Origin of the sequence: Psychrobacter sp. ER1 (genome assembly GCF_048631835.1) — a bacterium.
Taxonomy (GTDB): Bacteria; Pseudomonadota; Gammaproteobacteria; order Pseudomonadales; family Moraxellaceae; genus Psychrobacter.
Window position 1 is genome coordinate 730,494 of the sequence record NZ_CP184640.1, and the last position, 12,281, is coordinate 742,774.

Annotated in this window: 16 protein-coding genes and 2 pseudogenes; 16 read left to right on the forward strand and 2 right to left on the reverse strand. The window is 41.4% G+C overall.

Going from position 1 to position 12,281, the window contains the following annotated elements; all coding sequences use genetic code 11:
* From rpsE to rplQ, 10 genes and pseudogenes are all read left to right on the forward strand, one after another.
* On the forward strand, positions 1 to 516 hold the full coding sequence (gene rpsE / locus ACOBWA_RS03415; RefSeq protein ID WP_057758716.1) for a 30S ribosomal protein S5: 516 nt from the start codon (positions 1 to 3) through the stop codon (positions 514 to 516).
* Positions 517 to 544: 28 nt separating this feature from the next.
* Positions 545 to 715 (forward strand): 50S ribosomal protein L30, encoded by a 171-nt coding sequence (gene rpmD / locus ACOBWA_RS03420; RefSeq protein WP_420230217.1) that lies wholly within the window; start codon positions 545 to 547, stop codon positions 713 to 715.
* A complete protein-coding gene (rplO, locus tag ACOBWA_RS03425) occupies positions 715 to 1,155 on the forward strand; it encodes a 50S ribosomal protein L15 (RefSeq protein WP_057758719.1) in 441 nt (146 codons plus the stop codon). The genes rpmD and rplO overlap by 1 nt, the downstream gene beginning before the upstream one ends.
* A 19-nt stretch (positions 1,156 to 1,174) precedes the next feature.
* Positions 1,175 to 2,505, forward strand: a pseudogene (gene secY, locus ACOBWA_RS03430) (preprotein translocase subunit SecY).
* A gap of 31 nt (positions 2,506 to 2,536) precedes the next feature.
* Complete coding sequence (gene rpmJ, locus ACOBWA_RS03435; RefSeq protein ID WP_010196721.1) at positions 2,537 to 2,653, forward strand: 50S ribosomal protein L36; 117 nt, start codon at positions 2,537 to 2,539, stop codon at positions 2,651 to 2,653.
* Between the two features lie 247 nt (positions 2,654 to 2,900).
* Complete coding sequence (gene rpsM / locus ACOBWA_RS03440; RefSeq protein WP_021813384.1) at positions 2,901 to 3,257, forward strand: 30S ribosomal protein S13; 357 nt, start codon at positions 2,901 to 2,903, stop codon at positions 3,255 to 3,257.
* Between the two features lie 20 nt (positions 3,258 to 3,277).
* On the forward strand, positions 3,278 to 3,667 hold the full coding sequence (rpsK, locus tag ACOBWA_RS03445; protein ID WP_010196728.1) for a 30S ribosomal protein S11: 390 nt from the start codon (positions 3,278 to 3,280) through the stop codon (positions 3,665 to 3,667).
* Positions 3,668 to 3,715: 48 nt separating this feature from the next.
* A pseudogene (gene rpsD, locus ACOBWA_RS03450) lies at positions 3,716 to 4,356 on the forward strand (30S ribosomal protein S4).
* An 80-nt stretch (positions 4,357 to 4,436) separates the two neighbouring features.
* Complete coding sequence (locus ACOBWA_RS03455) at positions 4,437 to 5,444, forward strand: DNA-directed RNA polymerase subunit alpha (RefSeq protein WP_021813386.1); 1,008 nt, start codon at positions 4,437 to 4,439, stop codon at positions 5,442 to 5,444.
* A gap of 19 nt (positions 5,445 to 5,463) precedes the next feature.
* Complete coding sequence (rplQ, locus tag ACOBWA_RS03460) at positions 5,464 to 5,823, forward strand: 50S ribosomal protein L17 (protein ID WP_021813387.1); 360 nt, start codon at positions 5,464 to 5,466, stop codon at positions 5,821 to 5,823.
* A 128-nt stretch (positions 5,824 to 5,951) separates the two neighbouring features.
* Here rplQ and ACOBWA_RS03465 read toward each other — a convergent pair whose 3' ends face one another.
* Together ACOBWA_RS03465 and ACOBWA_RS03470 are read right to left on the reverse strand one after the other, a co-directional pair.
* Complete coding sequence (locus ACOBWA_RS03465; RefSeq protein ID WP_420230218.1) at positions 5,952 to 6,572, reverse strand: L-threonylcarbamoyladenylate synthase; 621 nt, start codon at positions 6,570 to 6,572, stop codon at positions 5,952 to 5,954.
* A 232-nt stretch (positions 6,573 to 6,804) separates the two neighbouring features.
* Complete coding sequence (locus ACOBWA_RS03470; protein WP_420230219.1) at positions 6,805 to 7,548, reverse strand: elongation factor P hydroxylase; 744 nt, start codon at positions 7,546 to 7,548, stop codon at positions 6,805 to 6,807.
* 180 nt (positions 7,549 to 7,728) lie between these two features.
* Here ACOBWA_RS03470 and ACOBWA_RS03475 point away from each other — a divergent pair, with 180 nt between their 5' ends.
* From ACOBWA_RS03475 to lysM, 6 genes are all read left to right on the forward strand, one after another.
* Positions 7,729 to 8,322, forward strand: a complete 594-nt coding sequence (locus ACOBWA_RS03475) for a YceD family protein (protein WP_420230220.1) — start codon at positions 7,729 to 7,731, stop codon at positions 8,320 to 8,322.
* A 318-nt stretch (positions 8,323 to 8,640) separates the two neighbouring features.
* Positions 8,641 to 8,823, forward strand: coding sequence for a 50S ribosomal protein L32 (gene rpmF, locus ACOBWA_RS03480; RefSeq protein ID WP_057758809.1), 183 nt, complete (start codon positions 8,641 to 8,643; stop codon positions 8,821 to 8,823).
* A 507-nt stretch (positions 8,824 to 9,330) separates the two neighbouring features.
* Complete coding sequence (gene fabD / locus ACOBWA_RS03485) at positions 9,331 to 10,215, forward strand: ACP S-malonyltransferase (RefSeq protein ID WP_420230221.1); 885 nt, start codon at positions 9,331 to 9,333, stop codon at positions 10,213 to 10,215.
* Positions 10,212 to 10,940, forward strand: a complete 729-nt coding sequence (fabG, locus tag ACOBWA_RS03490; protein WP_057758813.1) for a 3-oxoacyl-ACP reductase FabG — start codon at positions 10,212 to 10,214, stop codon at positions 10,938 to 10,940. The genes fabD and fabG overlap by 4 nt, the downstream gene beginning before the upstream one ends.
* Positions 10,941 to 11,210: 270 nt before the next feature.
* Positions 11,211 to 11,447 (forward strand): acyl carrier protein, encoded by a 237-nt coding sequence (gene acpP / locus ACOBWA_RS03495; protein WP_057758815.1) that lies wholly within the window; start codon positions 11,211 to 11,213, stop codon positions 11,445 to 11,447.
* Between the two features lie 282 nt (positions 11,448 to 11,729).
* Positions 11,730 to 12,239, forward strand: a complete 510-nt coding sequence (gene lysM / locus ACOBWA_RS03500; RefSeq protein ID WP_057758817.1) for a peptidoglycan-binding protein LysM — start codon at positions 11,730 to 11,732, stop codon at positions 12,237 to 12,239.
* Positions 12,240 to 12,281: the final 42 nt, after the last annotated feature.

A 12,281-nucleotide genomic window follows, 5' to 3' on the forward strand; every position in this document is an offset into this window, starting at 1 on the left:
ATGGCTAGAAATGATAAAAATGATAAAAATGAACAGACTGACGGTCTAGTAGAACGCTTAGTTACCGTTGATCGCGTAGCGAAAGTTGTTAAAGGTGGTCGTATTTTCTCTTTCACTGCATTGACTGTAGTGGGCGATGGCAATGGTCGTGTTGGTTTTGGTCGTGGTAAAGCACGTGAAGTGCCAGCTGCTATCCAAAAAGCACTAGAAGCTGCCAAACGTAATATGATTACTGTTGAGCTAAATGATGCAACTTTGCATCATCCAATCAAAGCACGTCATGGTGCTAGTAAAGTCTATATGCAACCTGCATCTGAAGGTACTGGCGTAATCGCTGGTGGCGCAATGCGTGCTGTATTAGAAGTTGCTGGTGTCAAAGATGTTTTGACTAAATGTTATGGTTCTACCAATACTGCTAACGTTGTTCGCGCAACGTTTAACGGTTTACGTGATATGTCAACTCCAGAGAAGATGGCAGCTAAACGTGGTAAATCTGTAGACGAAATCTTGGGTTAACTTAGACTAGGTGAGTTACGATGAAAAAATGAAAGTCACTCAATTTAAATCGGGTGCCCATCGCCTAAAGAGCCACAAAGCGAGCTTGAAAGGATTGGGTTTACGCCGTATTAATCATACTGTAGTAGTAGAAGATACTCCTTCGACTCGTGGTATGGTCAATCGCGTTAACTACATGGTAAAAGTGGAGGAAGCGTAATGGGTCTTAGATTAAATGAATTATCACCAGGTGTTGGCGCAAAGAAAACTGCCCAACGTCGTGGTCGTGGTATCGGTTCAGGTCTTGGTAAGACTGGTGGTCGTGGTGTAAAAGGTCAGAAATCTCGTTCAGGTTCTAGCATTCGCTCAGGATTTGAAGGTGGTCAGATGCCTCTATATCGCCGTCTACCAAAATTTGGTTTTACCAGTAAACTGGCTATGAAGACTGCTGAAGTACGTCTTTCTGAACTGAATAAAATTGAAGGCGATGTAGTTAGCCTTGAAACACTTAAAGCTGCTAACCTTATCCGTCACGATATGAAACGTGCTCGTGTAATGCTATCAGGCGAAGTCACTAAAGCTTATACTTTCAAAGGTATTAAAGTGACTAAAGGTGCTAAGCAAGCTATCGAAGCTGCTGGTGGTAGCATCGAGGAGTAGTAACGTGTCAAAACAATCAATGTCATCGGCTGGTATACCGCTTAATCCATTCGCATTTATACGTAAGTATGATGAGCTATGGACGCGTTTATTATTTTTAATCGGCGCATTGATTGTTTATCGTTTAGGGTCACATATTCCAGTTCCGGGTATTAACCCAGTTAACTTGGCTGATCTGTTTTCGCGCAACGAAAACACCATTCTGAGCATGTTTAATATGTTTTCAGGTGGTGCGCTAGAGCGTATGTCTATCATGGCACTTGGCATTATGCCATATATCTCAGCATCGATTATCGTACAGATGATGTCTGCAGTATTGCCATCGCTTGAAGCCCTCAAAAAGAAGGTGAAGCGGGACGACGCAAGCTAAACAAGTATACCCGTCAGGGAACGCTTGCTTTAGCCCTAGTACAGTCATTAGGAATGTGTGCCGGCTTAATCAGTCAAAACCTTACTTTATCTACTGGTCTTACCTTTTATATTCCAGCTGTTACTTCTTTAGTAGCAGGCGCAATGTTCTTAATGTGGCTTGGTGAGCAGATTACTGAACGTGGCGTAGGTAATGGTATTTCAATGCTCATTTTTGCGAGTATTGTGGCTGGTACGCCAGGTATGATTTCGCAGTCTATTGAACAGGTCAATCAAGGTCAGATGAATTTGATTGTACTATTTATTTTTGTACTGCTAGGTATCGCGGTTACTGCGGGTATCGTTTATATTGAACGTGCTCAACGCCGTGTTCCTGTGAACTATGCACAGAAACAGCAACAAGGCCGCAAAATTTATGCTCAGCAGCAATCACATTTGCCGTTGAAACTAAATATGGCAGGGGTTATCCCCGCTATTTTTGCCAGTTCTTTGTTATTGTTTCCTGCAAGTTTAGGGCAGTGGGTTGGTCAATCGACTGATCCTACCTTTGTACAGAAAATACTTCAAAATATGGCATTGGTGTTGTCTCCAGGGCAGCCGCTATATTTAGTACTGTTTGGCGCAATGATTATTTTCTTCTGTTATTTTTATACGGCGTTGGTATTTAGTCCGCGTGAAGTAGCAGAGAACCTTAAACGTAGTGGTGCGTATATCCCAGGTATTCGCCCAGGACAACAAACTCAGCGTTACCTCGATCATGTATTAAACCGACTGACCTTTATTGGCGCGATGTATATGACGGTTATTTGTTTAATGCCAATGGTCGTCCAGTCATCGTTTGGTGTGCCGTTTCAACTCGGTGGTACGTCTTTACTGATTATGGTGGTTGTGGTAATGGACTTCATCTCGCAGATTCAAGCGCATTTGATGACCCATCAATATCATGATCAGACGTTAATTCAATCGCCCACTCAACCTTAAATGAGCGGTACGATATTTCAAGGAGCATGCTATGAAAGTTCAAGCATCAGTTAAAAAGATTTGTGGTAGCTGTAAAGTTGTGCGCCGTAAAGGCCGTGTACATATTATTTGTACAGCAGAACCTCGCCACAAGCAACGTCAAGGTTAATCTTTAGTATTAGAAAACATCTAGTTTTCGCTACTAATTAAATTAATACTTGAAAAATAACGGCGGATGCGATATCATCCGCCACTTGCCGTGTTTATACAAAATCTTTTATAATAGAATCGATGAGCAGACTTATAGTCAAAACATCGATAATGACTATAAAAGCTCTAGTATTAACAGCAACAAATCTGAAGAGTAAAGCCTTATCGCTAGATAACGCTTATTTTTCTTTAATGGAGAGAAATCAATGGCTCGTATTGCCGGCGTAAACATTCCGGATAATAAGCATGCTGTTATTTCACTAACTTACATCTTTGGTGTAGGTCGTACCACTGCTCAGAAAATCTTAGAAGCAGTTGGCATCGCCCCTACTACTAAAGTCAGTCAGTTAGATGATACACAGTTAGATGCTATCCGTGCACAAGTTGCAAACTACATGACTGAAGGTGACCTTCGTCGTGAAGTTTCAATGAACATCAAGCGTTTAGTTGATCTTGGTTGTTACCGTGGCATCCGTCATCGTCGTAACCTACCAGTTAGAGGTCAGAACACCAAGAACAACGCTCGTACTCGTAAGGGTCCGACACGCCCTCTCAAAAGATAATTAACTTAGGAAGCTAAAAGATGGCAAAAGACACTCGCAGTCGCAAAAAGGTGGCTCGTCGTTCAGTATCGGAGGGCATTGCCCATATCCATGCGTCTTTTAATAACACCATTGTTACGATTACCGATCGTCAAGGTAATGCATTGGCTTGGGCCACTTCAGGTGGACAAGGCTTCCGTGGTTCACGTAAATCTACACCATTTGCAGCTCAGGTTGCAGCTGAAGTCGCTGGTAAAGCGGCCCAAGAATATGGTGTTAAGAATATCGATGTTTTGGTCAAAGGACCAGGACCGGGTCGTGAGTCTGCGGTAAGAGCACTAGGTGCATTGGGTTATAAAGTTAACAGCATCTCTGATGTAACCCCAATCCCACACAATGGTTGCCGTGCGCCGAAAAAGCGCCGCGTCTAATATTAAAGACGAAGCTTTTTACATTAAAAGCTTATAGGAGACATAACAATGGCCCGCTATATTGGACCAAAACTGAAATTATCACGTCGTGAAGGTACGGATTTAGGCCTTAAGTCTGGCGTTAAACCGTATGACGTAAAAACGAAGAAAGCTGGTCGTCCACCAGGTCAGCATGGCGTAAGCCGTAACAAGACCTCAGAATATGCTCTACAGTTGCGTGAAAAGCAAAAAGTTAAGCGTATTTATGGTGTACTAGAGCGTCAATTCGCGAACTACTATAAAGAAGCTGCTCGTAAGCGTGGCGCTACTGGTGAAAACTTGCTAGCAATGCTTGAGAGCCGTCTAGATAACGTTGTATATCGCATGGGCTTTGGCTCAACTCGCGCAGAAGCACGTCAGCTAGTCAGTCATCGTACTGTTATGGTAAAAAAGCTGGCCGTGATGAGTTTGTTCGTGTGAACATTCCTTCAATTCAGCTTCAAGATGGTGATGTCATCGCTATCCAAGAGAAATCTCGCGAACAGCTACGTATTAAAAACGCTATCGAATTAGCGACACAACGTGGTATTCCAGAATGGCTTGATGTTGACCACAGCAAACTACAAGGCACGTTTAAACATGCGCCTGATCGTATTGATCTACCTGCTGAAATCAACGAAAGCTTGATCGTTGAGCTATACTCTAAGTAATGACGTAATGCTCAATGTTATGAAAATGGCATTGAGCAATTAACGTTAATTAAACCAGTTTAATAAATCGAGGTGACATCATGATGCTAAATGCAACTGAGTTTCTAACGCCGAATGCCATTAATGTGGATACGGTTAACGAAACGATTGCGAAAGTCACGCTCGAACCGTTAGAACGCGGCTTTGGGCATACCCTAGGTAATGCTCTGCGTCGCATCTTGTTATCTTCATTACCTGGTGCTGCAGTCATTGAAGCTGAGATTGATGGTGTTGACCATGAATACTCAACGCTTGAAGGCCTGCAAGAAGACGTACTTGATTTGCTTTTGAACCTAAAAGGCTTAGCAATTACGCTTCATGACCAAAATGAAGTATTTTTGACCTTGGATAAACAAGGTCCAGGCACTATTACTGCTGCAGACATCGCGTTGCCGCACAATGTTGACATCATCAATCCAGAATTGGTCTTGGGTACATTGAGCGATCGTGGTCATCTTAAGATGCGTTTGCGTGTAGTGATGGGTCGTGGATATGAGCCAGCAAACCAGCGCCGTGAAGATGGTGATACTAAAGCAATTGGACGCTTAAAGCTTGATGCAAGTTTTAGTCCTGTGCTTCGTGTTGCTTATCAGGTTGAGAACGCTCGTGTAGAGCAGCGTACTGATCTTGATCGTCTTATCATTGAGCTTGAAACTAATGGCACTATAGATCCAGAAGAAGCAATTCGTAAAGCAGCCACTATTTTACAACAACAGATTTCTATCTTTGTTGACCTAGAAGCTGAAGAAGCGCCTGAGCCTGTGAAAGAGAAAGAAGAGGTTGATCCGGTGCTATTACGCCCTGTGGACGATCTTGAACTAACGGTTCGCTCAGCCAACTGCTTGAAAGCTGAAAACATTTACTATATCGGTGATTTGGTACAGCGTTCAGAGACTGAACTTCTAAAAACCCCAAATCTTGGTAAGAAATCATTGACAGAAATCAAGGACGTATTAGCGTCTAAAGATTTAGAGCTCGGTATGCGCCTAGATAACTGGCCACCAGCTGATTTACGTGTTGATGATCGCTTTTCTTATCGTAGCCGTTAAACTTTAAGGATTTTTGACTATGCGCCATCGTAAGAGTGGAGTCAAGCTGGGTCGTACCGGCAGTCATCGTAAGGCAATGTTTCAGAACATGACTAACTCATTATTTGAGCATGAACTGATCAAAACAACTTTACCAAAAGCTAAAGAACTACGTCGCGTTGCCGAGCCATTGATCACTATGGCTAAAGAAGACAGCGTTGCTAACCGTCGTTTAGCATTCAGCCGTATGCGTAGCAAGGCTATGGTAGGCAAATTATTTGGCACGTTAGGTCCTCGTTACCAGACGCGTCCAGGTGGTTATTTGCGTATCGTAAAATGCGGTTACCGTGATGGTGACAATGCGCCAATGGCTTATGTAGAATTGGTTGATCGCGACTAGTTTTACACCAAGACATATTTCATAAAAAAGCTCCAATGCAATTGGAGCTTTTTTTGTCTTAAATTTGACTAAATATACTATTACTTGTTTAGAGCAATAACTGGCTATTTAGAACAATAACTAGTTGTTTAGAGTAATAACGAATCGACATTGGCCGCACCTTGTCTGATAACTTCAGGAACGCTGCTAGTCATATCCACGATAGTAGTAAGCTTAGTTGTCTTTATACCTGCATTGATGAGACCGTCGATTTGATTGCCTAGCAAATCTTCAATCTCAAATGGGTCATCCAAAATATCGTCTCGATTAGGCAAAATCAGTGAGCTGGTTAAGATAGGTTCATCCATCGCTTCTAATAATGCTTGAGCAATGGGGTTACTAGGTACACGGATACCAATGGTTTTTTTCTTTGCATGCGCCAGTTTTTTCGGTACGTCTTTGGTGGCAGTAAGAATAAAAGTAATTGGGGCAGGGGTGTGGGCTTTTAGCTGTTTAAATTGCACATTATCAACTGTTGCATAGTTGGCAATTTCGCTCAAGTCGCGGCATAGCAAGGTAAATTGATGCTTATCATCGAGTTCACGGATTTGCTTAAGCTTAGATAGGGCATCCTTTGCACCCAAACGGCAACCAAAAGCATAACTGGTATCAGTTGGGTAAATAATTAACTGATCTCTGCGCAATAGGTCAGCGGCTTGCTCAATGAGACGTGGCTGCGGATTATCGGGATGAATGTAGAAAACTTCCATAATGGTTCCTTATTTTATAATTATTGGTTTTTAATTGAGACAAATTTTTCATTAGTTAGATATGGTTCAATCACTGGATATATTAGAAGAACTATTCTAGAACTAAAGCAGATCGATATCTTCAAAATACCACTTTAGTTATCAGTATAGCTTAAAGCAAATATAAGTTTAGTGGCAAGGCGTTACCAACCGTAGAAAATCGTTAATAAGTAGGAACACTTAGTAATTTGAATTAAGCGTTGATTTCAGATAAAGAAGTACAAACGCTAAGTAAAGCAGTCAGTAAAGTCTTGGCGTCACGCGGCAGAGTATGAGGTTTGGCTATATAGCTTTCTACTTGCTGATAGACATCACTGGCAAAGGTGCTATTACTAGTGTCGAAGTCGGCAAACAAATTATCTTGTGAGACTTGGAAATGTCGCCCACACGCCAGAGTAAATAGACACTCTAGTGCTTGAGGTTTGATTTCTACACGCTCAAATGCTTGCTGCTGAGCCTCTGTCCGACCATCTGGGGCATACCAGTAGCCGAAGTCAGGTAATTGTCTACGAGCGTCACCAGCCATGCACCAATGACTTAATTCGTGCAGGGCACTGGCAAAAAATCCATGAGCGAATTCAATTCTGGCAGGCTTATTATTTTGAGCTGGAAAATATTCGGGTTCATCATTGCTACGAACCAATATCACTTGCTGGTTAATAAATAAAGTATTAAACAGCTGTATGAGCCAATCAGTAGCTAATCGTTCGCCATCAACTACCAATTCTGCTGTATAAGTATCGTCAGATTGAGTACTAGACAATTCTTGCCACTGACTTCTCCATTCTTTTAAATACTCATCTTTATCAAAATGCAGTTTGTTGTTGGCTGAATTTTCAGTATAGCTCCCTAATTGAGTAAGATGTTGTAGCAACGAACTTGCTTCAGTAGAAGAAAGTAAATCAGAAAAATTAATTTTATTATCGGATAGATTCATAGAGAAGACATTGACTTAATAAATACTAAAGACAAAAAACTTTAGGTAAAAGATAAGTAGTAAAAGAGCTTAAACAAATTTACTATCAAAAATCTTAACATACTAGCGCTAGCAGAATATGGCACTTTCCGTTAGTATGGCAGGCAATATTATACACCGTTTTTATGAATGAGGCCGCGCATGTCAAGCACTCCAGAAACTAAACCGTCAGCACCTCACGCTGACAATAAAAAAGCGCCTGTATCTACTGGCATGCCTGAGCACATCTCCTTAGATAAGTGGGCAGACACTGGTTACGAATGGTCAGGAGAGGTCAAACCAAACTCGTTTGATCGTCTTGCTACTACTCTGAGCACTGAACATGAGCAGTCAGACATACAGCTCAACGCTAACTTGTATCGTCGCAACAACGTCTTGCATTTAGCATTTACTTTGACAGGTGATGTTTGGCTAACTTGTCAGCGCTGTTTACAACCAATCGCTATAGACTTGTCTGATGATTATGACATCGCGCTACTCGAAAACGATAGTCAGGTTCGTTTAGTTAAAGATGAACAGGATTATTTATTACTGGAGGAAATCGTCACCGAGCAGTCGCCAGAGCGTCTATTACCATTTAAGAAGTTGGTAGAAGACGAGATCTTGCTCAAAACGCCTATGGCACCAAAGCATGACGATTGTGAGATGTCTGTTGAGCAGTTTGGCGAAATACCAGAAGAAGAGGAAGGTGAAAATCCTTTTGCTGCTTTAGCCTCGCTAAAAGGCAAACTATAAGCGTCAAAATTATCTACTCGATGCATTTAAAAAACCTTTTATCAGCTTTGTACAGAAGAGTGCGAGGCAGGGCTTTATTAATTTAATAAACATGCGTATAATGTCCGGTTTATTGCATTCGAGCAACCTGTTGCTTGCTGATAGAAACTGACTGGGTAAATTTTTTATAGAATTCAGCCTTGGTCAGTGCTTTATGTGAGTGGCAATCTATTTAACTAATGATGCTTAAGACTTAGGTTGTTGTGATTATATAGCCTCTGTCAGTATCGACTTAAGCTGAATTTCAAGCTTATCCCTTTTAAGTATAGGAGCTATATCATGGCTGTTCAAAAAAGTCGTAAAAGCCGTTCTCGTCGTGACATGCGCCGTTCACATCACCGTATGGAAATTGCTGAACTAAGCGTAGATGCTACTACTGGTGAAAAACATCGTCGTCATCACATGACTAAAGATGGTTTCTACCGTGGTCGTCAACTGTTCAAAGTCAGCCAAGACGCCTAAGACATTGGCTCTATGATAGCTTAGGCGAAGATAATAATAGTACTGGTGACTATTATTGTTTTTGCCTAGTTATTATTAGTCAATAAGCTTTGAGCTAAAAAAGCCAAGTTATTTCGCTATCATATATTATGTGGCTGGATAACTTGGCTTTTTGTTATTTATAACTAGACTTATTGCTTAATGCGCTTGTTATTTTTAGTAGATTTAAAAATGTGCTGATATAATCCGCTCCTTTAATTTGGGCAGCGTTACTATTGCTGTTTGGTTTGCATCCGCTATGATAATCGTGTCTGTCAGTGTATAGTTTACTGACAATCCGTTTTCTTGCATAAATACTTGAAGTAGCGGCCTTGTATAACATCTAATAATATAATACACCCCATTGTTTTTAGGGATATTTCTAATCAGATAAGGAATATTGGTTATGGCTTCTGTACCCGATATGGTAAAAAGCAACCCGCTCGTATCGCGGTTATTTTTCCTGGACAAGGATCTCAAGCAGTCGCAATGACGAGCGAGCTTGCTGAAATCTATCCAGAGATACGTGATACATTTACCGAAGCGAGTGATGCGCTTGGCGAGGATTTGTGGGCAATCTGTCAGGACGAAGAAAAACTCAATCAAACCCAATATACTCAGCCTGCGCTTTTGACAGCTAGTATTGCTATTTGGCGTGTCTTACAACAAAAAATAGAAGATACGCCTTGTTATTTAGCTGGTCACTCTTTGGGCGAGTACAGTGCCCTGTGTGCTGCCAATGTGATATCGCTGGGTGATGCCGTTACTTTAGTACATAAGCGCGGTCAGTTGATGCAAGAGGCCGTTGTAGGAGTTGATACTGCTATGGCTGCAGTATTAGGACTAGAAGACAACCGAGTCGAAAACTTGTGTGAGCAAGCAACCGAACATGTCGAAGATGCAGTAGTCGGTGCAGCCAATTTCAATAGTCCAGGACAAGTGGTTATCTCGGGTAACGCTGCTGGTGTTAATGCTGTTATTGATAAAGTCAAAAATACTGGCAAAAAATCTGTTCCTCTAAAAGTGAGTGTGCCGTCTCATTGTGCCCTTATGGAACCTGCCAGCAATGCATTGGCTGAGATACTAGCGGGTATCAAGTTTGATCAGGCAACCATTCCTGTTATACAAAATCGCTATGCACGCGTTGAAACCAGTGCGGTCGGTATCAAGCAAGCATTGACTGAACAGCTGAGCGAGCCAGTACTGTGGTCAAAAACCATGCAAGAGCTAGCTGATAAGCAAATTAATATCTTAATCGAATGCGGCAGTGGTAATGTACTGAGCAATTTGGCGAAGCGTCAGGCGCAGCCAATCGCAAGCTATCCTACTGACAAGCCTGCCCGTCTAGAAAAATTATTAGAGGTGTTATCATGAGCCGTACGATTACATTAGTGACTGGCGCTAGCCGAGGTATTGGCAAAGCAGTGGCCAAACGTTTTGCCAAAGAAGGACATTTTGTTATTGGAACTGCGACCACTGAAAAGGGCGCTGAGCTTATCGATGACTACCTTCATGATACTGGTGGTATTGGTCGTGTTTTAGACGTACGTGATACTGCTCAAATTGACAAACTGTTTGAAGAGATTGAAAGCGTCTATGGTGCGGTACAAGTATTGGTTAACAATGCAGGTATCACTCAAGATGGCCTACTGATGCGCATGAAAGATGAAGATTGGGAAAATGTCATCGATACCAATCTGACATCGGTATATCGCATGAGCAAACGTGCTGTACGCGGTATGATGAAAGCACGCCGTGGCCGTATTATCAACATTACCTCTGTCGTCGCTCAAATGGGCAATGCAGGTCAATCTAACTATGCGGCGACCAAAGCTGGCGTAGAAGGGTTTAGCCGTACGCTTGCACGTGAGATTGGTTCACGCCAAGTGACCATCAACTGCGTGGCACCAGGCTTGATCGAAACGGATATGACAGATGAGCTTGATGAGCGCCTATTGAACTCTATGTTAGATGCTGTACCTATTAGCCGTCTTGGTCAGCCAGAAGATATCGCTGCAGCGGTACACTTCTTGGCTAGCGACGAGGCCAGCTATATCACAGGCGCTGTCATTCCTGTCAATGGCGGCATGTATATGTAGTCAATATACGAGCGTTACATAGTTATAATAAAAAACTGTGTGAACGAGTGTAAACTATAATAAAGGGTGCTATAATGACGGATACTTTTGAGTCAAAGCCCTGTATGATAACAGGGCTTTATTAGACATCAGACAAACTGTATAACATGTCATAGAGTACTCAGACAGCATTGCTGGTCTGGCAAACGCATTTTATATACCATGCTATAGCGTTAAATAAGGCGATATAGCAGTTTATTAAAAATAATAGATGATAACGGAGTGATCTACATGAGTAATGATATCGAGCTAAGAGTAAAAGCAGCAGTGGCTGAGCAACTAGGTATGAACGTTGAAGACATCAACAACGATGCTTCATTCATGGAAGACCTAGGTGCAGATTCTTTAGACCTAGTTGAATTGGTTATGTCATTTGAAAGTGATTTTGGTATCACTATTCCTGATGAAGATTCTGCAGAACTGACTACTGTTCAAAAAGCAATCGATTACGTACAAGCCCAACTATAATTTGCTACTTATTTAGCAGATTTATAATGCCGCTTATCTGATTAGATAGGCGGTTTTTTTATGGGCGCGTGATTGTTATTTTTAAATGCAGTAATCGAATTTAACATTGACTACGTCAATTCAACATTATTCAACATACTATTACTATCTACATCGACTCACTTTATCTATACTCGTAATGGTAAGTCGTAGAAAAAGATGCCAGTTAGACATTCAAAATATTGTTTGATTGCGCATTTCATTAAAAGAATGACAAATAATAATATTTCAAGGAGTAGATATATGGGTATGTTTAGCTTTGCAAAAGATATCGGTGATAAGATTTTTAATCGTGATGACGAAAAGCATGATGCTAAGACAGAAACGAAAGCAGATGCTAATACACCAGTACAAAGCAGTGAGCCTAGTGCACAATCAGTTGCTAATATTTTGTTGCGCCGTATTCAGCAGCAAAACCTCAATATCAGTAACCTAAAAATCAAATATAATGGTTCTACAGATACTGCAGAAATCAGTGGTAATGCTAAAACTCAAGCTGATCGTGAAAAAGCAATTATCGCTATCGGTAACGTGCAAAACGTTGCAAAAGTTATTGATAACATCGATATTGAAGAAGATGCACCTGAATCTACGATGTATACGGTAAAGTCTGGTGACAGTTTGTCTAAAATCGCTAAAGAAGTATATGGTTCATCTGGTGACTATATGAAGATATTTGAAGCGAACAAGCCAATGTTGTCTGATCCAGATAAAATCTATCCAGGTCAAGTATTACGCATTCCTAAGCCGTAATGTTCGAAGTAGTGTATAAAGACACGTTATTTTAGATATAGT